20 protein-coding genes are annotated in these 24,857 nt (G+C 58.9%); 10 read left to right on the top strand and 10 right to left on the bottom strand.

Annotated elements, in window-relative coordinates:
* Positions 1 to 317 precede the first annotated feature (317 nt).
* On the bottom strand, positions 318 to 2,150 hold the full coding sequence (locus WCO56_19720; protein MEI7731811.1) for an FAD-dependent oxidoreductase: 1,833 nt from the start codon (positions 2,148 to 2,150) through the stop codon (positions 318 to 320).
* An 87-nt stretch (positions 2,151 to 2,237) separates the two neighbouring features.
* Here WCO56_19720 and WCO56_19715 point away from each other — a divergent pair, with 87 nt between their 5' ends.
* Both WCO56_19715 and WCO56_19710 read left to right on the top strand, forming a co-directional pair.
* The gene (locus WCO56_19715) at positions 2,238 to 3,458 is read left to right on the top strand and encodes a hypothetical protein (protein ID MEI7731810.1); all 1,221 of its coding nucleotides are present in this window, start codon (positions 2,238 to 2,240) and stop codon (positions 3,456 to 3,458) included.
* Positions 3,459 to 3,500: 42 nt separating this feature from the next.
* Positions 3,501 to 5,591 (top strand): hypothetical protein, encoded by a 2,091-nt coding sequence (locus tag WCO56_19710; GenBank protein MEI7731809.1) that lies wholly within the window; start codon positions 3,501 to 3,503, stop codon positions 5,589 to 5,591.
* 12 nt (positions 5,592 to 5,603) lie between these two features.
* On the opposite strand, the gene WCO56_19705 is transcribed toward WCO56_19710, so the two are convergent.
* From WCO56_19705 to WCO56_19695, 3 genes are all read right to left on the bottom strand, one after another.
* Entirely contained in the window at positions 5,604 to 6,302 is a 699-nt protein-coding gene (locus tag WCO56_19705; GenBank protein MEI7731808.1) for a hypothetical protein, read from the bottom strand.
* A 6-nt stretch (positions 6,303 to 6,308) separates the two neighbouring features.
* A complete protein-coding gene (gene nth / locus WCO56_19700) occupies positions 6,309 to 6,935 on the bottom strand; it encodes an endonuclease III (protein MEI7731807.1) in 627 nt (208 codons plus the stop codon).
* Between the two features lie 129 nt (positions 6,936 to 7,064).
* Entirely contained in the window at positions 7,065 to 8,096 is a 1,032-nt protein-coding gene (locus WCO56_19695) for a galactitol-1-phosphate 5-dehydrogenase (protein MEI7731806.1), read from the bottom strand.
* A gap of 227 nt (positions 8,097 to 8,323) precedes the next feature.
* Between WCO56_19695 and WCO56_19690 the strand changes: the two genes are divergently transcribed.
* A complete protein-coding gene (locus WCO56_19690) occupies positions 8,324 to 9,649 on the top strand; it encodes an ankyrin repeat domain-containing protein (GenBank protein ID MEI7731805.1) in 1,326 nt (441 codons plus the stop codon).
* Positions 9,650 to 9,680: 31 nt separating this feature from the next.
* Here WCO56_19690 and WCO56_19685 read toward each other — a convergent pair whose 3' ends face one another.
* Positions 9,681 to 10,448, bottom strand: a complete 768-nt coding sequence (locus WCO56_19685) for a DUF1638 domain-containing protein (protein ID MEI7731804.1) — start codon at positions 10,446 to 10,448, stop codon at positions 9,681 to 9,683.
* Positions 10,449 to 10,649: 201 nt separating this feature from the next.
* Between WCO56_19685 and WCO56_19680 the strand changes: the two genes are divergently transcribed.
* Complete coding sequence (locus WCO56_19680; protein ID MEI7731803.1) at positions 10,650 to 11,639, top strand: alpha/beta hydrolase; 990 nt, start codon at positions 10,650 to 10,652, stop codon at positions 11,637 to 11,639.
* A gap of 85 nt (positions 11,640 to 11,724) precedes the next feature.
* On the opposite strand, the gene WCO56_19675 is transcribed toward WCO56_19680, so the two are convergent.
* From WCO56_19675 to WCO56_19665, 3 genes are all read right to left on the bottom strand, one after another.
* Positions 11,725 to 12,186 (bottom strand): hypothetical protein, encoded by a 462-nt coding sequence (locus WCO56_19675; protein ID MEI7731802.1) that lies wholly within the window; start codon positions 12,184 to 12,186, stop codon positions 11,725 to 11,727.
* A gap of 639 nt (positions 12,187 to 12,825) precedes the next feature.
* Entirely contained in the window at positions 12,826 to 13,119 is a 294-nt protein-coding gene (locus WCO56_19670) for a type II toxin-antitoxin system RelE/ParE family toxin (protein MEI7731801.1), read from the bottom strand.
* Complete coding sequence (locus WCO56_19665; GenBank protein ID MEI7731800.1) at positions 13,116 to 13,301, bottom strand: addiction module protein; 186 nt, start codon at positions 13,299 to 13,301, stop codon at positions 13,116 to 13,118. Before WCO56_19665 ends, WCO56_19670 begins: the two co-directional genes overlap by 4 nt.
* Positions 13,302 to 13,596: 295 nt before the next feature.
* On the opposite strand from WCO56_19665, the gene WCO56_19660 reads away from it, so the two are divergent.
* The gene (locus tag WCO56_19660; protein ID MEI7731799.1) at positions 13,597 to 15,948 is read left to right on the top strand and encodes a hypothetical protein; all 2,352 of its coding nucleotides are present in this window, start codon (positions 13,597 to 13,599) and stop codon (positions 15,946 to 15,948) included.
* A gap of 176 nt (positions 15,949 to 16,124) precedes the next feature.
* Here WCO56_19660 and WCO56_19655 read toward each other — a convergent pair whose 3' ends face one another.
* Positions 16,125 to 18,176, bottom strand: a complete 2,052-nt coding sequence (locus WCO56_19655; protein ID MEI7731798.1) for a glycosyltransferase — start codon at positions 18,174 to 18,176, stop codon at positions 16,125 to 16,127.
* 191 nt (positions 18,177 to 18,367) lie between these two features.
* On the opposite strand from WCO56_19655, the gene WCO56_19650 reads away from it, so the two are divergent.
* The 5 genes from WCO56_19650 to WCO56_19630 all read left to right on the top strand — a co-directional run bounded on the left by WCO56_19650 (position 18,368) and on the right by WCO56_19630 (position 22,973).
* Positions 18,368 to 18,727, top strand: coding sequence for a hypothetical protein (locus tag WCO56_19650; GenBank protein MEI7731797.1), 360 nt, complete (start codon positions 18,368 to 18,370; stop codon positions 18,725 to 18,727).
* A 228-nt stretch (positions 18,728 to 18,955) separates the two neighbouring features.
* A complete protein-coding gene (locus WCO56_19645) occupies positions 18,956 to 21,019 on the top strand; it encodes an ATP-binding protein (GenBank protein ID MEI7731796.1) in 2,064 nt (687 codons plus the stop codon).
* 103 nt (positions 21,020 to 21,122) lie between these two features.
* A complete protein-coding gene (locus WCO56_19640) occupies positions 21,123 to 21,515 on the top strand; it encodes an iron-sulfur cluster assembly accessory protein (GenBank protein MEI7731795.1) in 393 nt (130 codons plus the stop codon).
* 79 nt (positions 21,516 to 21,594) lie between these two features.
* Complete coding sequence (locus WCO56_19635; protein MEI7731794.1) at positions 21,595 to 22,212, top strand: hypothetical protein; 618 nt, start codon at positions 21,595 to 21,597, stop codon at positions 22,210 to 22,212.
* A 5-nt stretch (positions 22,213 to 22,217) separates the two neighbouring features.
* Positions 22,218 to 22,973 carry a hypothetical protein gene (locus WCO56_19630; GenBank protein MEI7731793.1) on the top strand — a complete coding sequence of 252 codons (756 nt, stop codon included), beginning with the start codon at positions 22,218 to 22,220 and terminating at the stop codon, positions 22,971 to 22,973.
* A gap of 58 nt (positions 22,974 to 23,031) precedes the next feature.
* On the opposite strand, the gene WCO56_19625 is transcribed toward WCO56_19630, so the two are convergent.
* The gene (locus tag WCO56_19625; protein MEI7731792.1) at positions 23,032 to 24,564 is read right to left on the bottom strand and encodes a family 16 glycosylhydrolase; all 1,533 of its coding nucleotides are present in this window, start codon (positions 24,562 to 24,564) and stop codon (positions 23,032 to 23,034) included.
* Positions 24,565 to 24,857: the final 293 nt, after the last annotated feature.

Below are 24,857 nucleotides of genomic sequence, written 5' to 3'. Positions count from 1 at the left end.
GTGGCTGGTTTTGATCTGCCCATTAATGGCTGGTTTTGATCTGCCCGGTGACAGCAGGAAGGCCACGGAAAAGGGAAAAGGGGTCAAAAAGGGGGCCCAACAATGACTTGAAAGTTCGACCGCCAGCGCCATTTCCTCCTGACGCCAAATTCCCAATTTCTTGGTCTTCATTTTTCTGCCGGTTTATTTTTCTGCAAAAATTTTCCGGGCGCAGAATTCGGGTTTCTTTCGGACTGTGATTTTTGCGCTTCGTACCTATTCAATCCTGTCCATCTTGTTCATCCTGTCTTTCAGCGTTCGCGTTTTGAAACGCGCGGCTATCGGCTGGCTTCCAGCAGGGCCGTCAGGAACTCGCCGCGCGTGGTGCGGCCTGCCTGAAACGCCGGGGCTTTCGCGACGCCGCTTTTGGCGACCCATTCCCGCGCCTGTTCCGCGGTTACCGGTTTATCCGCCTCCGCCTGCCAGCCGGGGATAAAACCACGCACGCCATAGAATTGAATCGCGGCATAATGCGGATGCTCGGGCTTGAGATCCGTGTAATAAATCAGGACCGCTTGATGTTGCAGCAGGGCGCGCTGCAGTTTGGTGATGTTCACTTGACGCAACGATACCTGATCCCGAACGCTCAGGGCCGCCGCTGTCCCCGCCGCTTCCCCCAAGGCCATCCAGCACGGTTCCATGCGCAAGGTGCTGAAACCAATATGCGTGCCGGATACCGGCACCGGGATCAGGAGGCCTTCCACTTTTTTCGGCACAATCACACCGTAAGGGACCGTGTACGGCTTGGTGGGATAACTGAAGAAGCCATCGCAATGCACCCGGCCCGGTTCGCGTTTCCGCACCGCGTGTGAGTCCAGGGAGTAATGGCTGGCGGTGATGCTGTTGGTGTAGAGCGGCGGACGGCCCCCTTTCTGCACCGGCAGCGCATCCAGCGCCGTAAACAAATGATCGCCTTCGATGCGCCGTCCCTCGCGCACATACACCTGGCGCGGGAAATTCCCGTTATCCTGGTATTCATTGCTGGCCAGTCCCCATTCCCGGCAGCGCTGGCGAAAATCCTCCGGCAGGCCGGGATCATTTTGTACGAACCATAACAAGCCGAGGTTGTAATCACGCAGGCGCCGGGCAAACTGGTCGCGCCACGCCCAGTCGGCCGTGGGCCAGGGCCAGTTCTCCTCGGGCAAATCCGTGGATAGAAAGGCCAGGTGTTGATTGTTGGCGTCGGTCTTGCCGTTGGGCAACGTGACCATGTTCACCACCACGCCAACGCCGCGCGACTCCAATTCCGCACCGACCTTGCCGGTCGTCCGGTTCAGTTTGATGTCGTCAATCAGCGAGATATACTCCTCCCGGTTATACGTGGCCGGCTTGGGAATCGGCACCCGGTTGGCTGCCTCGCGGGTGAGGCAAATGCGGAAATTAAACGCTTGAACGGCGTTGTCGCCCAAGCCGGTGGAGCCTTCCCCCACCGCTCCGCCCCATGATTTGTAAACCCGCCCGGCCATCGGTTCGTTGAACTCGCTTTGGGCTTCGCGCCCCAGCCGATAGGGCACTCCCGCCGCCGCCGCCAAATCACCTTCATAGGTGGCGTCAATCAACACCTTGCCGGAATACTGTTCGGTCTGGGAAGTTTCACGATTCCGGATCAACACACCCGTCAGTCGCTGGCCTTCCATGATGACGTTCTGTGGGTCCGCATCAAATTGCCGCATTTTGAGGACGGTGATGCGTGGCTGCGCGGCCAGCATTTGGGTGAATAGTTTTTCCGCCACCGAGGGCTCGAAGTGATAGCCATCGCTGCAATCCTTCGCTTGCGGTGAATTCGGGCCATAGGTGTTGGTGTAATGCGAGTGCATCCGGTTCACGAACTCCCGAAAGAGCCCGCCGGTGCCGCCGCGCGTGCCGATATCCGTCGCCCCCAGGCCATTGGCCGGCAGTCCGCCCACATGTTCGGTGCGTTCCAGCAGGACAACGCTTAAGCCCTCACGTGCCGCGGCGATTGCGGCCATAATGCCGCCTGGGGTACCGCCTACTACCACCACATCATACGGTTTGGCTGCCGGTTGCGCCGTGGCAACGCCCAGCCAACCCAGATACAGCAATCCGGCCAAGCCGGCTTTCAACCATGAATTTTTCTGTGTATGACGCATGGCCAAAGAGTGCAACGTTCGACTGTGTTTGTCCATATTTTCGGTGGTCACCATTGCGAAATGGGTTTATACTGATCGGCGTAGCTTATGAAAAAGGTATTGATTACCAGTTTGGCGATTTGGCTCGGCGTCATGAGTGTCATTCCGCTGTGGGCGGCCGCGACCACACCTGCTGGCAAGCCGGCGCCAGCTCAAAAAGCCGATGCTTCACCGGGCAAGCAAGCTGCGGAAACGCTTTCATTGCTCACCGGGGTGGCAATCTCCCCGTTGTTGGGTACGGGTGCCGTGGGGGCCTACCAATATATGACGGCCAAGGAACCTGCCCAGAAAAGCAAATTGCCTTGGTATGCCCAGCCCTGGTTCTGGGTTCCGGCGATGCTGTTGGTCGGCGCCACTGCGCTCAAAGACACCATCGGTGCCGCCATGCCCGCCATCAAGAAACCCCTGGATGTGGCCGAAGTCGTGGAAAACAAGGTCAGTGGCCTGGTGGCCGCCGGTGCGTTTGTGCCGCTCGTCGCCAATTTCTTCCCCAGTGGCACGGCGTCGGCGATGTACGACGGCCTGTTTGGATTTGCCGCGTTGGATATGGGGGATGTTTTAAACATGCTCTCCCTCCCGTTTGCGCTGGCGGTCTTTGCCGTGGTGTGGCTGGCCTCCCATGCCATCACGATCCTGATTGTCATCAGCCCATTCACGGTGGTGGATGCTGCCTTGAAGAGTTGCCGCACCGCGCTCATTGGGGTGGTGGCTGGCCTGAGCTTCATCAACCCTTACCTCAGTGCACTGCTCTCCATTGTAATCATTATCATCGCCTACCTGATTGCCGGGTGGTCCTTCCGTTTAACCGTCTTTGGCACCGCGTTTGCCTGGGATTCGATGACCTTCCGCCGCAAACGCTTTACTCCGCTGGCTAACAATAACTGGATGTTCACCGCCGTCAAATTGGAAAAAGTTCCCGTTCGCACTTATGGCAAGCTAACCCGCGACGAACAGGGAAAGTTCACCTTTGAATATCGTCCCTGGCTGTTCCTGTCCAAGCGCACCTTGAGCGTTCCGGAAACCGGCCTGGCCGTTGGTAAAGCCCTGGTCTTCCCCGAAATCGTGCGGGTTGAAGGGCCGGATAAACGCCACGCTTCCCTCTTCACCCTGCCGCCGCGCTACATGACCCATGAGGCGGAATTGGCCCGCGCCTACGCCATCGGACAATGCGAAGTCGGGTTGTTGGCAGGAGCCAAGGCGGCCTGGAACTGGCTCAAAGGATTCTTCGGTATGAAACCTGAATCCGCCACCCAAACCGCGCCCGCCTAAGCCTAGTAGCCGCTGACGTGAGTCAGCGCATATATCGGTTCAATGTTTAAAACCATCCTTTCAGTCAGTCTGCTCTTTTTGCTGCTCTGCGCCTCTGCGGTGCTGGCATCCGAACCGCAAGTGCCAATTTCGCGCGTGGAACAGATACCCAACCTGCCGCAGCCCTATCAACTACGCGATTGGCCCAAGGTTACCTGTGATTACCTAAACCTCATTTTGGATTTCGAACGTCGTGGCGAGCATCTGCCCCTGCCGGGCTGGCGTAACGACAGACAAACATTAATCACTCTGCCAAGTTACGTGGGCGGCACCGGCGGCCCGGAGGCGATCAATTTCATGGCGGCGGTGGTCAGCGGCAGTCTGGTGGGATTGGATATGCAGCATTATCGCGGGCACGATTGGGTTGCGATGTGCACCAACTGGTTCAGCGCCGAACACGGGGTATGCGGTAATAATCCAAGTGGTGGCAGCGGGGCCTCCTTTTGGTACGACCTTTTCCCCAACGTGCTGTTTTACCAGGTGTGCGACCTGTATCCCAACGATCCGGGCCGCGACCAGATGCTGCGCCGTATCGCCGGGCAGTGGTATCAGGGGTGTATCGCGCTGGGTGCGTCCACCAACGGCACCCGCCTGCCGGACTTCGATCATCTCAGTTTTAATTTGAAGCAGATGTCCCCCGTGGATAACGGTAAATGGATTGAGCCGGAGGGTGCGGCGGGTGTGGCCTGGTGCGAATACATGGCCTGGCAGCGGTTCAAAGATCCGCGCTTTCTCGCGGCGGCGGATTGGTCTCTGCGGGCCTTGCTGGCCCGGCCGGCCGAAAAGAATCCGCTCTATGAAGTCCTGCTGCCGTATGCCGCGTTGACTGCGGTGCGCATGAATGCCGAACAGGGACGCGACTACGATGTGCCCAGGCTGCTGAACTGGTGCTTTGAGCCCATGGACAAACCGGCCGCGCGCCCTTGGTGGGGCGTGCTTGCCGAGCGCTTTGGCGATCTGGACTGCCATGGCCTGGTGGGCAGCTCCAGGGATACTGGCGGCTATGCGTTTGCCATGAATACCTATCAATGGGCTGGCGCGCTGGCTCCGCTGGCGCGGTATGATTCCCGTTATGCCCGCGCCATGGGCAAATGGATGTTGAACCTGGCCAATGCCTCGCGCCTCTTTTACGCCAACGGATTGCCCGCCGCGCAACAGGATCACCGCGATTGGGCGGAAAAGTACGATCCGACTTACTGCCTGGGCTACGAGGGACTGCGCAAGGAGGCGCGCAAATTCAGCGTTGCCACCGGTGATTATAAAACGATTGCCGGCCGGGTTGCGGAGGGTTCTTATCGCGACACTACGAACCGGGATCGCAAATGCCAGGTGTTGGCCACGGCAACCGTGAATAGCTGGGAGCGGCTGGAACATATCTGGGAGGTGCCCATCCCGGCGGGAACGGAACAGGTGCTCACGCTGGAAGCCCGATGTACTCCGGGTGCCTTGGGGAATGGTGGGGTGATGATCCAATACGCCAGCCGGCCCGAAGGCCCATGGGCGTTGGCGTTTACCGTTACCGCCACCAACGAATTTCGGCACCACGGCAAGCTTATGACCAATGTCCATGACCGGGTGTTGGTTAAAGCCTTGCTGGATCAGCCTGCCGTTCATCGCATGAGACCGGCCCAGCTCCAGGTGGATGACCTGCGCATCCGCACGCAAGCTGCCACGTTGCGCCCGTTTGCCACCGGCGACGCCCGAGGGCACCGCAGCGATACGCTGAATTTCTGTCTCTACGGTTCATCCCATGTGGGGTACCTGGGCGGGCTGATAGCCCCGACGAGCGATGAAAAGATTCTTCAGGTGGACTTGCTGCGCACGGATTTCTACCATCAAAATGCGTACCCAACCTTCCTGTACTATAACCCGCATCCGGTGGCGAAAGCCTTCACGGTGGATTTCGGTGCCAGGCCGGTGGACCTGTATGACACGGTCACCGATGAGTTTGTGCAGCGCAAAGCGCTTGGTAAAACCACCTTGACCCTGCCAGCGGACACCGCCGCCGTCATCGTTGTGGTGCCAACGGGTAGCGTGACCAGGCGCGAGGGACGGCAGACGACCATTCAGGGAATCGTGATCCGGTGGCGATAACTTGCGCCGGATTCACCGCCGCCGGTTGTACGCTTCCTGCGAATAGCGGCTGTCCTCCAGTTCCTTCGCGCGCACCTGCCATGGGCCCGCCGCTTCCATGACTTTCCAGATCACCTGCCACACGCTGGAGGCATGATTGCACATGGCGTTTTCCCAGGCGGCTCGTGTGATCCCGCGCGGCTGCGGCTGCACGGAGCCTTGGATCAGCAGCCCGGTTTTCGTCCGGCGTTGCGCCGCTCCGGCAATTTTGCGGCCGCCTTGCAGGACGTCATACTTTTCATAGCCGATAAAACATTGGCCGGGGGCATCCTTCAGGCTACCCGGCGCTAATTGCGTTGCCACCTGAAGTTTCGTGAAGGCTCCCTGAACCCAACGATGCACCCGCTCGTAACTTTGTTCCGCCCGTAATTCATACCAAGGGTGCCCCGCCGGAACCGCGACACTGTAAGTCCAGTCCGCCTCATGCGGCACCAAACCACCACCGGTGGGCCGGCGCACCAATGGGCGCAAACGGGTGGTCCGCTCGATTTCCGAAATCTTTTGAAAATATCCGAACGAGGCCGCGCTTTCCCGCCAGGCGTAGAACCGCAGCACCGGTGCGCCGATGATCGGAGCCAGTTCCATCAGGGCCTCATCCAAGGCCATATTAAAGGAGTACCCACAGCAACCGGATTGCAGCAGATACCAGTGTTCTGAGGCAGACAAGTTCATGCGCGATCACACTTCGCAGTTCCCCTTGGAGGGACAGAACGCGCTGATTTCGCATTCGGCACAATCCGGCTTGCGCGCGCCGCATCGGCGTCGTCCGTGCCAGATGAGCCAATGACTGAATAACGTCCATTGGGCGCGCGGCACCAACTTCATCAGATCCAATTCAATCTTTTCCGGGGTCGTCTCTGCGCTCAATCCCAGGCGGGCTGAGAGCCGCGTGACGTGGGTGTCCACCACCACGCCTTCATTCATGCCAAAGGCGTTGCCCAGAACCACGTTGGCGGTTTTGCGCCCTACCCCGTTCAGGGCGGTTAATGCCTCCATGGTGCGCGGCACTTCCCCCTGATGTTGCTCCACCATGGTGCGGCAGGCGGCCTGGATGTTTTTCGCTTTGTTGCGGAAAAATCCAAGCCGCCGGATGTCGTTCTCAAACTCGGCTGGCGCGGCGTTCGCATAATCCGCCGCCGTGCGATACTTCTTGAACAGTTCCGCCGTCACCAGGTTTACCTGCTTGTCCGTGCACTGGGCGGATAGAATCGTCGCCACCAGCAACTCCAGCGGGTTCGAGAAATTCAACTCGCAATGCGCATCCGGATAGGTCGCCTGCAATCCTTGGATGATTTTGTTGGTCATGGAGTGGGAAGCGTGTCCGGCAGTGGTGCTTGGATTTTGTTTATCTTGATGGTCAGGCGACAACTGCGATTTTTTCGCCAGTTCTTTTTCTTTGCTCATGAGATTTCCTGCGCTATGGGTTGGGTTGGTTTATGGTTTGACAATCACCTTCATCAGGCCTGGTTCCTGGGCATACAGCCGCTCGAACCAGGCCGGGGTTTCCTCCAGTGTGGCGCGCCCGCTGATGAGCGGTTCCACCTTCACCCGGTTTTGCGCCAGCATATCGAGGCAGGCGGGATACTCGCCGCAGGAGGCGCACGAACCGTTCAGCGTCAATTCTCGGGTGACCACCGCTTGCAACGGGAATTCGATTTTCGGCGAGAGGTTACCCACCAGCGTCAAGGCCCCGCCTTTGCGCAAGCTGGCAATCGCGGTTTGAATCGGGGCGGTTGCCCCCACGGCTTCCACCGCCACATCTGCGCCCAATCCGCCGGTAAGGCGTTGTACATCCTTCGCCACCTCGCACGCTTTGGCGTTCAGCGTGACGGCTGCGCCCAATTGCCGGGCCAACGCCAATTTCTTCTCATCCAAATCTACCGCAATCACGCTGCCACAGCCCGCCAGCCGCAATGCCTGGATGACCAGCAGCCCGATCATGCCCGAGCCGATCACCACGGCGGTGTCCCCCAGCCGGATGGGCGTGCGATGCACGGCGTGGAACGCGATGGAGACCGGCTCAATCATCGCCGCCTGCTCGTAGCCGACTGCCTCCGGCAGCCGGTAAGCGATGCGCTCCGGCACCGCGACATATTCCGCAAACGCCCCGTGCTGGCGGTAATCGCCGCAGGAAACTCCCAGCACCCGCCGCTGTTCGCACAGGTTCACCTGGCCCCGGGTGCAATAGATGCAGCGGCCGCAATAGATGGTGGAATCAAAGGTGATCCGGTCCCCGGCTTTGAAGCGGGTGACGGCGCTGCCGGTCTGGACGACTTCGCCGGCGGCCTCATGGCCCATGATCAGGGGCGGGATGCGCCGTCCGGTGCTGCCGTCGTAGCCGTGCACGTCGCTGCCGCAGATGCCGCAGGCGCGCACGCGCACCAGCAAATCCTCCGGGCCAATCACCGGTTCAGGAAACTCTACCAGTTCCAGCCGCCGATATTCCTTAAGCAACAAGGCTTTCATGTGGCGGCCATGATCCACCAATGGCTGCGATTTGTCGAGCACGGCAACAAAGCAAATAGTTAAACGGGCTAAAAACAGGCTAGGCGGAATTTGGCATAAAAAGACAAATATATTTTTCGACCGTCTATCCTTTGCATGCCCTCGTTATGCGAGGTCGCCTAATGAGTGAATAAATTCAGTCAAGAAACGCTTTATTTTGATTCCGCACTCACTAAAATGCGCCCGTTATGAGATGGTATTGGGCTGGTTGGATATTGAGCATGGCGCTGGTGCAAGGCGCGTTGACCGCGGCGGAATTACCGCCGCGGCCGGCGGCAGGCGTTCCTGCACGCGTCGCCAAACCGAATGCCCGTGCGCCCCTGCTGCCGCAGATCACGGTGCTGCCCATCATCGAGGCGGCCAAAACCAATGGCGCCGCCGAAATCAAGGCCATGCTGGCCGAGAAACCGGATGCCTGGCAGGAAAAGGATGAGCGCAATTGGACGCCGCTGCATCATGCGGCCGACGTGAATGCGTGTGCGGCGGCGGCGGTGCTGCTGCAGGCGGGAGCGGACGTCAATGCGCGCGCCATGATGGATGCCACCCCGTTGCACCTGGCCACCTGGCGCGGGTGGATGGAGGTCAGCGAACTGTTGCTGGACCGCAAAGCCGAGGTCAACGCCCGCGACCACCTCAAAGCCACGCCCCTGATGAACGCCGCCGGTTCCGGGGTGAAGCCATTGGTGGAATTACTATTGAAGCATGGCGCGGATATCAATGCCTTAAACAAAAACAGCGTGTCGGCCCTGCTGGTGGCCACCAGCACGGGAGAACCCCACGGCATCGCGGAACTGCTGGTCCAATCTGGCGCGGCAGTCAACGTGCAGGATCGTCGTGATGGGTGCACGCCGCTGCACGATGCCGTCACCCGAAGCAACCGGGTGTTGTTGGAGTTGTTGATCGAAAAGAAAGCCGACCTCAACGCCCAGACCTTGGACGGCGAGACCGCGCTCTCGCTGGCCATGTTCGAGGCCAACCATGGGTTTGCGGAGCGGCTGCGCCAATGCGGTGCCCGGATGCCGGCGGAAAACCCCATGACCGTCATTGAGAAAAGCCTGGTAGACCAGTATCGCCAGATGCATCAGGTGTTGGCGGGCGGCACCTTCCAGGAAGTGCGCCAGATGCAGACCAACGCCTGGCCCACCCGCCCGGAAATCGAAAAGATTTTTCTCCGCGGCGCCGGGGCCGCGTATGAATTCTCAGAAAAAATCCGGCGCAATGAACTGTTTGCCATGGGGATGGCCAACAAGAGCGATGAGGACCGCCAGAATTTCCTGAACCTTCTGCGTCAGGGTGCCCGGCCCGGCGAATACATCCGGCTTGAACCCCTGCCCGCCAGCAGCACCGTGCTGGCCGCCAAGGACCAGCAGTATATCGCCCCGGAAATTCCCGTCCACTGTCTGCTCGTCAAACGGCGGGGCACCGAACCCATCGTATTGGGTGATTTCTTCCTCGTGGGACAACGCTGGGTAATGATCCCATTTACAGCGCGGATATTCCCCGATCTGAAGTAAATCGGCGAAGCGCGAACCCTTTAACCGCCCATCATGCCCCCGGCTTGACGGTGATTACCGTCTCATCATGGCACGGGATGACCTCGCCGCCGGTATGGACCACCAGGAACCGCTTGGGATCCCATTCGCCGTTCAGCCATTGCTGGAGGAGGCCCAGGTCGCCCTCAATATTCGCGAATTGCCAACCGCGCTTCGCGCAGATCGCCTGCACCTGCTCGCGCAACGGCAGCAGCTTGGTAAACTCAAACTCAATGAGCACGCCATGGCTGTAACTCGCCGTCCATTGGCCCATCACTTCCATCAGGTACTTGGCCTGGTCCTCCCCGTAGCGCTTCACCCACTCCTCAAACGCAGATTCGGCGGATTGGCTCAAGCCGGTCCGGGTCGGCAGAAACATCGCATTTTCCACCGGGGTTTTATCGCCGCGCCGCCGGATGCATTCCAACCAACCCGCCGTGTAAAAATACGCGCCGGGCTGCGTGTCTTGCTGGTGCTGATAGCGCTCATGCGACCCCAGGAAGAACGTGATGCAATCATGGGCGCGCGGAATCACCAGCGGCGTATGCGTTGCCTTGAGCCCAGCAATGATGTTACCGCACAGGCCGTAGCCAAGCAGAATCGCGTCATATTTCCCTTCCGGCACGGCGTTCACTCGTTCCTGGATGAAGTCACGTCCAGCAGTCGGGTTATCGTGATGTCCCTGGGGCAAAAACTCCAAGTCCACCACGTGTTCGGCTTGCGCCGCCACGAAGCAGATTTCACGCACCGCAATTTCACAAGCAATGACTTTCAGGAACATGCCCGAATTATACTATGCCAAGGTGCCAACGTCGAGCGTTTTTGCATCTGCGGTGCTTCCCCGCAAACCGCAAAACCGGAATGCCGTTGAGGACGCGCCGTGTTCCCGGCATTTTGGCCAATGGAATGTCTTGTCGCGCGGCGGGATTGTTGCTAGAACGCTGGGCACAAACTGAACCATAAACGCAAACAGGAAATGAACATGAAGCCTTTGATTGTAGCCCTGGCCGCCCTTTTGCTGGCGGCACACCCACTGCTGGCGGCGGACGCCTCCACCAAGACTGAAACCGCTGCGGAAAAGGCCGCCAAGGCGGCGGCGAACCTCAAGAAGTTCATGGCCGATGTGCCGCCCACCGAGGCGGATGTGCCTTATGGCAAGCATCCCAAGCAAGTGATGCATTTCTGGAAGGCGGCTTCCGATAAACCCACGCCGCTCCTGTTTTTCATTCACGGCGGCGGCTGGGGAGCCGGCGACCGTTCCAGCGTGGGCTCTCCCACGGTCAAGCGCGCGCTGGCCGATGGCATTTCGGTGGTGTCCGTGGAATACCGCTTCATCAAGGAGGCCACGGCGGATGGGGTGGTGCCGCCGGTGAAAGGCCCGATGCTGGATTGCGCCCGCGGCCTGCAATTTGTCCGCAGCAAATCCAAGGAGTGGAATATTGACAAGACGCGCATCGGCGCGAGCGGCGGTTCCGCCGGGGCCTGCACCAGCCTGTGGCTGGCCTTCCATGATGACCTGGCCGATCCCCAGAGCAGCGATCCCATCGCCCGCGAATCCACGCGCCTGACCTGTGCGGCCGTATCGGGTCCGCAAACGTCGCTGGACCCCCAGCAGATGCGCGAGTGGACCCCGAACAGCCGCTACGGCGCCCATGCGTTTGGCATCACGGGGAATTTCGACGCGTTCGTCGAGGCGCGCGCGAAGATTCTCCCGTGGATCAAGGAGTATTCGCCGTACGAGCTGGTCACGGCGGATGATCCGCCGGTGGGGCTGTATTTCGGCAGCGCGCCCAACCTGGGCAAGGAGGAGAAGGACCCGACGCATTCGGCCAACTTCGGCGTGAAGCTCAAGGAGCAATGCGACAAGTTCAAGGTGGCCTGTGAGCTGGTGTACCCCGGCGCGCCCGACGTGAAGAACAAGGATACCTACAGTTTCCTGCTGAGCCACCTGAAGGCCGGGGCAGGGAAATGAGATCGGGGCCGCAAGGCCTCAACGGCTGACCCGGGCATTGCCAATTGAAAATTGTTAATTGGCAATTGCCTGACAGCAGCTCTCCCTACAACGTGTGACCGCTGACGGTGCAGGTGGGTTTGTTGGTCATAGTATGCAGCGTGTAGGTCCCGCCCAGCAGACAACTGAGCGACCCTTTAATGTATTTATCCGTGCCGACGAGATCGGTCATGGCGGGCGTATCCTTGGCGGTCTTGTGATTATCGAGCGCCCATTGTTCCTTGGCCCCGTCGAGCTGGCGCAGGTTATTAATGCATTCGCATTTTCTGTGATCGTGGGATTGAGCCAGGAACAGTTGGGGGTGATACGCGAGGAATACCAGGCATACGGTTAGCAACCCTACCCAGTAGCCAACCCGCGCATGGGCCCGGCCTTCCATTGGTTCGGGGGCCCGGCGAATCCGGTAGGCCGCAACCTCCGCCAGCACGACCGCTGCCAGACCGACCACAAAGGACAGATCCAGCAGCACCCCCAGCCATGACCCGCGCAGGCCAAGACGATGCAGCATATATGGGCTCCAAGTAATAGGATGCTGCCAGCCCCCAGTATCAGGCTGGCGCGGGCCAGGCGGGAGACGCGGGAAGCGTTCGCGGGCGCGGCAGGTTCGGTTTCTTTCATGGGTCTTATTCAGTAATTTCCCAAGGCTCCCCCGTCAAGCGCCAAGTGGGACAAGACGGCGTTGAACTGCCCGGTGCCGGATCGTGAGCCGCATCGGGCACCCGTGACTGGCGGAAAACCCTAAAAGCCGGTCACGGGAGACCCGAAAACTGGGGGTTGGGCACTTTGCTCCGAGCGGCGGAACACGTGTTCCGTGGGACGGGACAAGGTTCCGGGGCGTGGAACATGTGTTCCGGCGCATGAGACACGTGTCTCAGGTTGAGACATGTGTTCCGCCGGATGAGACACGCTCCCATGGCGTGGGATACGTGTCTCGGCCCATGGAACAGGTGTTCCACGGGTTGGAACACGTGTCTCATGGGGTGGAGCAAGGGTATTTTTGCCAAAAATGGGGGTTTTGGACCCCCAACGGAGGGTTTTGGGTCAAAAACGGGGTGTTTGGGGGGTAATCCTTGTCGTTCAGTTTGACGGCCCAGGCGGGATGCCAGAAAAACCTACTCCAGATCAAATATGGCATCGCCTGCCGGCATTATTGCCGTTCCATGCCAAAACCGGGTTTTCTCCGGTGATGCCTCAAAACAAGAATTTTGATACTTCCTTCGGTTTCACGATAAAGTAAGTGAAATGGGAACCGCGGGAAGTTGGCACGCCGCAATCCGTGCGAAACGAAATGAAAATGACGTGGCTGTTCAACCACCTTGGCGACAACCTCATGAAACTCCCGAGAAAAACATTCAGCCAATTCCGGCCCCGACTGCGCCGTGTAATAGGCGAGCACACTTTGAAGGTCTTTCAGGATGAGACGATGAAAAACCAGCTTCATCGCGAAGGCTTAAGTACACTCTTGAGTTCAGCAAGTGACAAGGCTGCGGCTGGATTCTGGTTCAACTCGCGTTCACGGCGAAGCGCTTCAGCCACCCCTTCGTCTTCCTCCGAAAGACATGCGGGCAATGAGTTCAATAGGTGGGCCGCTAAGACCGCCCGCTCATTCTCAGGAAGCTCCATCGCCTGGTGCTCAAGTTCAGTCAACGTTTGCATTGTGCCAATGTAAGCGACTAACCCAGCTTGTCAATGCTTTTGCCCCGATCACCTCAGACGTTATGCCGCAATTATTCCTCGGCTGAATGACAAGCCGTCCCTTGGAAGTTGGTGCCACGAAGGGTGAATTTTACTATTCCTTAACAATTTTCATGGGGTATCCTCACACAAGCTTAACAATTGCGGGGTTACTTATATATGGGTGCAGGGTGGGTGCGGGGGGCGGGAATGGGTTTGGAGCAGGTGTAACAATGTTATGAATATGAATGATTCAGTTCCATCCGGCGAAGCTGCCAGTGTCGGGCAGCCGGAAGCGGGCACAGGCGAGCCAGCGCAGGTTTCGGCCAATGTTGACGCTGCCGGGCAGTCCTCTCCCCAGCCGCCGGCAGCGGTCGGGGCGGCGCCGGTGCCGGTCCCCCGAGTGCCCTACACGGGTTATGGGTTGGCGCTGCTGGTTTGCCTGGCGGTGGTCAGCGCCCTGCACTGGGGGTGGTATCCGCTGTTCGTGGATACGTATTATCACATGGCCGTGATTCAGGGCATGGAGCAGGCGGGCGGGCTGCCGGGGTGGGCGTTTTGGGAGATGGCACCCGGCGGACGGGTCCACATTTACCCGCCAACGATTCATGTGGTCGGTTATTACGCCAGTCTGCTGGGGGTGTCGCCCGTCAAGTATGTCACGTTCCTGAGCTGGGTGCTTTACCCGGCCTGCCTGGCGGCGACGTGGCTTTGGCTGCGCAAGTTGTTCGGGGCGCGGGTCGGCCTCATTGCGGTGATTCTGTTGAGCGGGTCTACCGCCGTTTTCTGGAACCAGACGACGTTCACCGCGAATGCGTTCAGCATGACGCTGGCGCCGCTGGCGTTGCTGGCGCTGGAATCGGAGCAGTTTCTGGCCTGCGGGGTGTTGAATTTGCTGGCCTCCGCCGCGCATCCGATGGGGCTGTTTCTGCCGCCGGCGTTGGTCATTAACACGCTGCTGCGGCGCAAACGATGGGTGGCGGGGTTGTTGGCGGCGAGTGTGCCGGTGCTGCTGTATGCGCCGTGGCTCGCGCACATCTGGGCCAACCGGGCGTATCTCCCGGAACAGCGCACCGGCGGGGATATCTCGCTGATGGGAATCGGGGCGGGCTCCGGGCTGAACCTGGGGGTGGCGTTGACCGGCGCGGCGGTCCTGGGGCTCGTTTGGATTCTCGTGCGCCGCCGCGAGGCCTTGGGGCTGCTCGGTCCGGTCCTGGGATTTGTGGTGGTGGTGCCGATGGGTTTCGGCGGGCGGCTGTTCCAGTTCAACCTGCATTGGCCGCTGGCCTGCCTGGGCGCCTACGGGGCGGGCATGATGCTGGACTGGATCGAACTGAAGCGGCCGCAATGGCAATCGGCCATCAAGATTGTTTCGGTGAGCCTGGCCTTTCTGGTCATGGTCACGTGGGTGGCGGTGGAGATTCCCATGCCCAAGAAGTTCGGCGGCCTCGGCGGACCGGGTGGCCCCGCCGCACCCGCTCGCACTGAACCGCGCGCCCAGGATCCGCAGCGGGGGCCGGGGCCTGAAGCCGTGAAACCGGTGCGCTTCACCGTCGGCCTCTCGCAGTTGGTGCAGCTTTTTGATCCAGAGAGTCGTCCGATGCCCTTTGGCGGCGGCGCACCGGGCGGAATGCCGGGCCGGGCGGGTGGTTTGCCTGGCGCGCCAGGGCAGGGGATGCCGGCAGCAGGCCCCGGCCAACTGCCCGGCCAGCCGGACCCGGCTGGGGTTTTCCGAGGTGCTGGTGGTATGCCGGGCCGGACTGGTGGCTTCCCAGGAGCAGATCCTGCGCAGGGGAATCCGATGGGGCCCGGCCAATTCCCAAGTCAGCCAGACCAAGCCGGGATTCCCCGGGGCCCGGGCGGCATGGGCAGGAATGCAAGGTTCCCGGATCGAACCGGATTCCAAGGCAATCGGGACCTGGCCCGCCAGGGCGGACGTGCTGGTTTTGGAGGCGCACCCGGTAGCGTGAACATGATCCGGTTGGAAGGTGCGCAGGAATATTTCGATGCCGTCACGCGGCTGGTGGCGGTGGGCGAAGTGATCTCCGTCTCGGATGGTCCGGCGAGTTCGCTGGTGACGGGTGCCACCGGCCGTTGGACCACGGGTGGCATTCTGCGGGATGTGCGCTCCGCCGACAGCCGTACCCGCGCGGAAAACTGTCAATTCCTCGCCCTCCTTGCCACGGGTGGCGTCGGGGGCAGGCCGGATTCCCAGGGTGGAGGCAATTCCATGCGCACCCAAGGCTTCACCAAGGTCTTTGAGAACGCCTACGGCTCGCTGTGGAAGAACAACACTCCCTTGCCCAAGGGCCAGCCCGTGAAAGCCGCCGTCTCCACCCTCAACTTGCTGGTGCTCGCGGGGGTGGGGATCCTGCTCGTCCTTCTTGATTTCTGGCTGCCACGCGAGCAAGTCCGGCTCCGGATCATCCTCGCGGTGGCGGCGGTGCTGGTCGCGTTATCCTGCCTGGCGAGTTTGGCTTGGACGTCGGTTGAAGAACTGCGGCATCCGCCCAAGGTCCCAGTCGCGCAACGCGAGAATCCCCGCCCCGGCGGACCACCCGCAGGATTTGGCCCCGGCGGGCCGCCTGACCGATAGGCGGACCGTGTTCCGCGTAGGGTCATCATCTTGATGACATGAACCGGCGTCAAATATCCGGGCAAAATGTACCACAGAGGCACGAGGAACACAGAGATTTGCAGACAGACTCAAGTGGCACTGTTTTTCTCTGTGTCCCTCGTGCCTCGGTGGTTCATTTCCCAAATATGGGACGGCTAAACGCAGGCGCTGAGCTTGTGTTTGTCCGATTCTGCATCGAGCAGCAAAGCGGGATGCACCTCGGGCATCGGCGGCAGGGACATCCATTGCGGCACCTTGGCTTCTTTAAGAGTACTCCCCTGCTCCTCGCGCCCAACAAATTCGGCCATTTGATTCAAATCCCGGTAAAGCGTGATGGCCACGTGCTCGTTCTGACGGACGCATGCCTTGATGGCCTCGGGGTCTTTCTCGCACATCAAGAGGGTTTTCCACGAATAAATATGCTTGGGCTTGTGCAGATCGCTGTTGGCGATGAAAGGCAGCCGCTTCAACCCCACCGGATTAAAGATGTCGTTCCGATTGGCAATTTCCCAAGCGTCAATCAAGGGGGCATACCGTTCTTGATTTTCCCATAAGTACAAGGTGTTTTTACCCCACTCGGTTTTCATGATGTGCGGATGCGACGCCACCGCCAGCCCGCCCTGCGCATGAATCTGGTGGATGGTTTCTTCCATGTCGAGCGAGGGGTTGATGGGTCCTTTGAGGTCAATCCCCAGCAGGTGGGCGGAGGTTTTGCGGGTGTAGCCATCCTTGTTGAATTCAAAGCCGGTCATGACCAGCATCTTGTACTTTTTCCAAGCCCGGCGGCGTTCCCGTTCGAGGACCTCAAAATATTCCTGAACCTGACTGGGATTCAACGTGAGGCTGCTTAACTTTTCAATTTTCCCGATCCACCGGCGCGTGTCGGCAATATGATCCGTGATGCAGATGCAATCGAACTGGCGGCGGCCGTAAAAATCAATCAATTCGGGCACGGTAAGCCGCCCGTCCGAATAGTTGCTGTGGATATGAAAATCACAGAGCAACATGTGCGGATTGGGCGCGGGGGCGGGAGCAGCAGCCAGCATGGCGCGGCCCGCGCCGGCTTCAAACAGGCGGTTGGGCCGATGCGTGGTGTTCACCCGTTCGCATTCGCCCAGAATCATCTCGGCAATTCGCAAAGAGGCATCTGGCCGGCTGATGCGGGTGATGTTGTCCTTCCACTCCTGCCAAAGGCGTCCACGATGCGCAAATGCCTCCTCCACCAACTCGGCCACCTCCCGGCCTTTTTCCGCCACCGCGCCAATGCGGAAGCGGGTGATCAATTCAGCATTGCCCGCTTCCTGCCCCGGAATCACCTGGTTGACGATAATGGGCGTTTTGGCGGCAATGGCCTCCTGGATGGTGGCCCCGCCCGCCTTGGTGATGATTAGATGGCTGGTGTACATCAGCTCCGGCACCTGATTGGTCCAACCAAAGACCCGCACCCGATCCGCATATTTTTGGGTTTGCTCAATCAAACGGGCTTTGAGATCGGCACAACGCCCGGTGGACACCGTCAAATGCACGTCCTCCAGCTTTAACAGGCGCCGGATGTTTTTGCCGGATTTTTTCTTGCCAGTGTTGATGAGGTATAAAATCCGCCGCGCTTCACCACGCCCCGGCGCAGTCACCGGCACAATGGTTGGTGATGCCATTTGCACCGGCACGGGAAATCCAAGCGCCTTGATTTTATCAGCCGGCACTCCGGCATCCTCCATCACCCGTGCGGTATCGGGGTTGGGGACGCACCAAATATCGCTTGGGGCACGATACCACATGGCATTGACGCTAATGGAATCAGTGACAATCGTGATCAGGGAAAACGGGCGTTCCCGGTGGTCCTTGTAAATTTCGGAAATGATATGCGGATAAAGCGGGAAGGTGCAGACCACACAATCCGGCTGGGTTTCCACCAGCAGCGAACCAAGCTGAACTTTCAACCGGCCCAGTCCGAATAAATTTCGCTCCCCAGCAGACGATTTGTTGACCAGGGAAAAAATTCCCCCCCACAGGCTGGGCGCGAACCGTACCATGCCTTCATAGGTTTTTCGCGCCAAGTTGTTTAACGTGCCGTAACTTTCTTGCAGCGGGTCCACCACCTCGACCTGTACATCATCCGACACCCGCTCCAATGCCTCGGCCACGCAACGCGCGGCAGAGTTGTGACCGTCGCCAAAACCAGCGGTTAAGATAAGTACTCTTTTCATTTGTTACCTCGATTGCAAACTCTCATGGCAATGTGACAAACAAATGGCGATCAGGTTAAATGTTATTCACAAAGTTATTCACAAGTTTTTGCGTAAATTATGCCGGTAATTCCGGCTTGAGCACGGAGCCTGAAAATGTAACATTCTATTTGTTGCATCATTGACGCAAATCCGTTACATGTGGCAATCGTATGAAGCAAAAAACAAAGTCTGTCAGCGCCAACCTGAGCCCAGAAACGCGCCAGTTGGCGGCAAAAGTTGCAACGACTGTGAAGCTGGCTGAATTAGCCCACAAAAAGGCCGTCGCCGCCAAAGCTGGTCTGAAGCAAGCCAAGAAAAACTACAAGCAGGCCAAAAAAGCCGCCAAACAGGCCCAGAAAATGGCTAAAGTGGAGGTTAAAGCTTTGAAGGCAGCTTTTAAAAAGGCAGAAAAAGCCGGTCAAAAAGCCGTCAAACCGACTAAAAAATCCAACACCAAAGGTGCTTCGGCGTCGAAATCACCCATGCCGTTGGCAGTGGGCACAACGGGAGCCACTGCCTCTGCCGTTTAGGCCGTAAATAATTAAGTCTCAATCGTTAGCCTAACCAAGGAGACAAAACTCCTTGGTGCGTTATTAAAGGCGCACGGCACTAGTGACAGTTCTCCCGAACCTTCCGTTTAGGCTATCACCTACGATCCGTCCGTCCTAACCAGTCTCTGCGGGTACCGGACATTTGCCGTACCGAGTTCACCAAGACGTCACTTGTTGCACCGCTGGTCTGACCAGTAACATGCGAGCATGTGCAAAGCAAGCAAAACGGATGGCGTACTTGAAACCGTGTGCGTGGCAGGCAAAAAGGTAAGTGCGTCCGAACCGACGATTGAACAGTGTGATTTGCTGACCTTGGTCGAGCACTGCGAATCGGTACAAGGGCATCAGAAAGTGGGTGAGGTTTACCGGCTTTTTGAAGGGCACAAACACGAGTATGTGGCGGTGCTGGACGGGCGGCGTCTACTGGGGATGATTTCCCGCGGCCAGTTGGGTTTCCTGCTCGGTTCCCGATACGGTTTTTCCCTTTATAATCACCGGCCCATCCTGCATCACATGATGCCGCAAGTTCTGAAAGTCAAGCGCGGCTCGAATTTTCTGGGTATCCTGGATCAGGCGCTTTCCCGCACGGGCGAGGAGTTTTATGATGATATTGTGCTGGTGGATGAAACAGATCTGTTTTTGGGCATCATTCCCATGCAAGTACTCGTGTACCTGCAATCGAAGTTGTTGACGGAAAAAATCCGGCTCTCGGGCGAACAACAGCAGACCCTTGCGGAAAAGAATCGGGATTTGTTCCGCAGCGTCACGGAATTACGCCAATCGCAGGGACGTTACGAAATTTTATTTGAACACAGCGCTCTGGGCGTCGCGTTGCTCAATGCCCATGGTGAAGTGGAACACTGTAATCAACGCCTGCGGCGGTTGTTCGGAGACTCTCTGCACACCGCTGCCGGCCTATTGCCAAACCTGGCCCAAGCCATTCTCCCCAAGGACGCCGATGCCTTTCATAACCTCCTGCGCCAGCAGGCGGAAGCCACCGGTACCGGCAAGACCCACCATGGGGAATTCACCGTTCCGTTGTCGGGCCGCGGACACCGGCTCTTTAAAATGTTCACCAGCAGCATTGATGAGACTGGTCAAATCTGCGTTTTCCTGGACGATATTACCGAACAACGCGTTTTGGAACGCCAAATGATCCAGCGCGAAAAATCCGCCCTGCTGGAATCATTGGTGGGTGGCATCGCCCACGAAATCAACAACCGGCTCTCGCCCATCGTGGGCTACACGGAATTGGCCCTGATGGAATTGGAGCGCTCCTCCAACCCGCAGAAACTGCGCGAGTATTTTCAGACCGTGCGCGATAACGCCTTGGAATCAGGCAAAATCATCCGCCAACTTTTGCAGTTGTCCAAACCCGCCGACCGGGATGCTTCGCTTTGTAACCTCACCGCCGTGGTGCAAGATGCCCTGATGCTTCTTAAATTCCGCTTCCGGGAACTCGGGCTAGAACCCGAACTGGATCATCCGACGTCGCCGCCCTGGGTCATGGCCGATCCTTCCCAAATCAAGCAGGTCGTCGTTAATTTGGTGATCAACGCGCTGGATGCCATGGAGCAGGTTAACCAACGTTCGTTGGGCATCCGCGTCGAGTTGGTGGGCAGGCAGGCAGTGCTGAGTGTGACGGATAATGGCCATGGCATAAAACCTGAACATCTGAATCGTATTTTTGACCCTTTTTTTACCACTAAAGGCCCGCAGCATGGCACCGGGTTGGGCTTGAGTGTCTGCTTCAGTATCATCAAACAGTATGGCGGTGAGATTACCGTCCAGAGCGCCCCCGGCAAAGGCACGATCTTCCGTGTCAGCCTGCTGGTGACGGACGCCATATCTGTGGAATCGGTGCGTCCACTCACCACCACTTCGACGCTGCCGCCACCCCGTCAAATTCGCGCGCTGGTGGTGGATGACGAAGAGTATATCACCGGCTTTGTGCAGGAAGTTCTGCGGAGCAAGAACGGGTACGAAGTCGAATGGGCCTTTAATGGCCAACAGGCGGTGGAACGGCTGAAAAAGAACCCCTTCGACATTGTGATCAGCGACGTGCGCATGCCGGTGATGGACGGAGTGCAACTGTTTGAATGGATCCGCCACCATCAGCCGGGTCTTTGCCCTCATTTTTTCTTTATCACTGGAGATGTCGGCAGTCCGAACACGGCTTCAAAAATTGATGACTTGGGCGTGCCCATCCTGCGGAAGCCATTTAATCTTTCCGCCCTTATCGAACAATGCCAGCAGGTGGTTCGGCAATGAAGGTTGACTCCGATTTTAACCCGTGCACCTCAAATGATGAATTGCTGGATTTAAACGGCAGCCAGTTGACGTGGCGCGCCACCACCGCTAACTTAGCCGGGTTATGATTTCATCATCAGCAGGCGCCAGTTCCGCCCCGGCAGCGGTCAATTACCGGACGGGCGATGAACGGCTGATTAAAGTTACGCCCAGCGCGGCGCAAAAAGTGCTATCGCTCTTAACCAAGCAAGGGCGCGCCAATGGTGTGCTGCGCGTGGCCGTCGTCGGTGGCGGCTGTTCCGGGCTTCAGTACAAGATGGATTTGCAGGATAGTCCGGCCAATCGGGACATCCTGGTGGAATCCGGCGGCATCAAGGTGGTGGTGGATCCTAAGAGCGCACTGTATGTCACCGGCAGTGAATTGGATTTTGTGGACGCGCTTCAAGGCGGCGGATTCAAAGTCAAAAACCCCAACGCCGCCACCAGTTGTTCCTGCGGCGAGAGCTTTAGCGCCTAACTGGCCTACGCGTAAAACACACCGTCTGAAAACCATTAGGAATGATATTTTTCCGACCGGCTGAGCCGCGAAATTCACGATGACAAACTATTTCACCTTATTGGGCGAGGCACCGCGTCCGTTTGTGGATGGCGACGCGCTGAAAAGTCGGTTCATGGAGTTGTTCACCAGTCTGCACCCGGATCGCACCCACGGTGCATCCGAGGTGGAAAAGCTCCAGGCTAACCAACGGTACGCCGAGCTTAACGCAGCGCTCAACTGCTTGAAAGAACCGCGGGATCGCCTGCTGCATTTATTGGAATTGGAACTGGGAGCCAAACCCGCCGATATCCAGCGCATCCCGCCGGGCACCATGGAGCTATTCATGGAAGTGGGACAGCTTTGCCGGGATGTGGACACCTTTATCGCGGAGCGCGGCAAGGTGACTTCGCCCATGCTCAAGGTGCAGATGTTTGAGCGCGGCATGGCATGGACGGATACGTTGACCGGACTGCAACAGAAGATCAACGCAAAGCGCGAGGAGCTGAATCAGGAATTGCGCGCCTTAAATGTTGTTTGGGAATCCGCTCCGCCGACCGGGCCGGAACGCCTCAAGGCACTCCCGCTGGAGCGGCTTGAACAAATGTACCGCGTGTACAGCTACATCCAACGATGGACGGGACAAATCCAGGAGCGCGTGGTGCAACTGGCGGTGTGACCCACATGAAGGACGTCAACGTGAGCATCCTGAATTTCCGGGCTTGGACGAACTCAATGCACGCCGTTGTTCTGGGGCTCCTTTGCAGTTTGTTCCCCGGAGCAGTTCACGCCCAAAGCGACTGGCAAAAGGCGCTGGCCAACATGCCACTGCCCACCCCCGCAACCGTCCTGCATGAAACCAACGCCGTGCCCATGATGTTGAAGTCGTTCCAATCCAACGCCGTGATCAAGGCGCTCGTTTTCATGCCGATGGCCACAGACGAATTTTTCTTTTTCCATCGTGCCCGGGCCCGGTTGGATCCACCTGCTGCCACCCTGCTGGATGCCGTCACCGCGTTGACCAACCAGACCAATATTCGCGTTACCTTCCGGCCCCCGTTTCTGCTGGTGCATTCGCGCAACGACATGATTTTGCCAAAGGGTGCCACCGAAGCACCCGCCTTGGCCGACCAGCTCAAGGCCGCCCCGTTTCTCCCGTATTTTTGCTGGTTTGACCGCGATTGGAACTACGCCGTACCGCTGCTGGAGAAGTCCCTCAAAATCAAGCTGCTTCCCGATCCGCAGACCACGGAATCATGGCACTTTTACCGGCACAGCATCGCCGGATATGGACTCAGCGGCTGGGAGGTGCTGGAAGCCATGGGGTTGGCGGCGGAAACGCGCTTCACCGTTCGCGGGGACGTGGTGGAATTCACCAGCGATGGCCGTCCCACTCCACCCGAAACCCAGTGGCCCATTGGCGAACAACGGATTCGCTGAAACTCAGTCTGCCAGCCCTTGATGATCTGCGAGGAGCGCGCTCGCTCCCGCCAGCGGGTCAGGGTCCCTTCAGCGGCTCCCACTTTTTCAGTTCCGCCTCCTCCTCGGTGAAAGCGCCCTCCCAGCCCGCGCGCTTCCAGGCGCGCACATAATCCACGTGGAAGAACGACGGCAGGTCTTCATCCTTGGGCAGACCGAACCAGTCTGGCATCGTCTCGGAATCAAAGATCAGGTATTGCGGATGATGCCAATGCGTGTTGGGCATGACGCGCACCGGCACGCCGTCCACGTGATAGGCCAGGCGGGTGGGCGACCATTCCAGGCCAAAGACATGGTAGTCATCCGCCCAGCGCCAGGGTGCTTCCCAAACGCCGCCGGTGCTCCAATGATCGTTCGTGCCGTTTTCCCGGAACACATGCGCGTTCATGTTATAGGCGTGCTCGCGGCCCAACGCTTTCCCGCCGATCTCGAACACATCAATCTCGATGCGCCACAGCTTGGTGCCCCCGGAGAACCAGAACGAGCTGGACCCGGCGGAGTTCATCGGTTTGGCGCGAATTTCAAAATACCCGTAGCGGGTCATCTTCCGCGTGCAGACGTAGGCCGAGGTGTACGTGTGGAACTTCGGGTTCTTTTTCATCTCCGGCACTTCCTCGCGCCGCATGGCCAGCGTCATGCAATCATTGGACACCGTGACGTTGCTGCGCATGAACAGCGCGGGTTCGCGCCCCTTCCAACGGTGCGGCGACATCCACTTGTTCGTATCCAGCACCCCGGAATTAAACTCATCGCTGAACTCCTCGAACTTCACCCAGCCGCCCTGGTTCCGCTGATCCACCAGCGGCCAGGCATCGGTGATGCGCTTGGGCAACTCGCCCAGCGGCCCGGCGCGGTTCCAACCAGAATCCTTGCGGTCAATCTCCGCCTGCCACTTGGCCGCCAGGTAATTCATCACCTCCAACACCGCGCCATCGCTCAGGAAACCGCGATCATACACCAGCACCTCCGCGATCTCCCCGTGGAACTTGTTGCCGGCGTTTGCGCCCGCCCCACCGCCAAAGGCCAGCTCCCCGGCGGCAATGCCATCCTTGGAAATCACCTTCACCGTGGGCGGATACGCCACGGATTTCTCCCCCGTGGTCAGGCACAGATTCGGCGGCTTGTTATCGGCAATTTCCCCCGCGCGGATCGAGACCAACCGCTGCCATCCCGTGCCGCCCGCCTGTTCCGCCAATCGGCGCGAGACAATAAACGCGGTCACCGGCCCCGTCTTACTGGCAATGGGTTTCACCTTGAACACATCCTGCCCGCCGAACCGCACCGCATTGCGCCCGCCGAAGCCCGCCCGCAACAACACCGGTTTCCCCCCGGCCTGCGCATGGTTGCCCGCGCCGGACTTATCGCGCCAGACGCGCACCTGATCCCCCTGCAATTCCAGCGTGGCGGCATCACTGGCATCCAGCCATAACTTGAGCCCCTCACGGATGGGCGCCGACTCTGGTCCCGTCACCGCCGCCTGGGCATTCCCAAGGCGACTGGACAGGCTGATGGCTAACATCAAAATAGACAAACCGTGCAATACGCGTTTCATGATGGCCAAGCTATACCGCCGAACCCGCCGCATGGCGAGCGGAAACCCAACCATACGGCTGGCACTTCCATCCGTGTCATTGGTCTTTTCATTCGCGTGGGGCGAATTTCCCCCGGTATGCGGCAAGTTCTCACCGTAGCGGGGGGATTTTCCCCCGGACCGGTGAGGGTTCCGCCCGGATTTGCGAAGGTTCCGCCCGTAGCAAGGGGATTTCCCCCCGGGCCAGTGAGGGTTCCACCCCTAGCCCCAGTTTACGAGTTATTTGAAGGGTGCCTCGGAAGTTATTGTTAACC

The organism is Verrucomicrobiota bacterium (genome assembly GCA_037139415.1).
Taxonomy (GTDB): domain Bacteria; phylum Verrucomicrobiota; class Verrucomicrobiia; order Limisphaerales; family Fontisphaeraceae; genus JBAXGN01.
The sequence above is the reverse complement of the archived record's forward strand: the minus strand, read 5'-3'. Positions and strand labels throughout refer to the sequence as shown.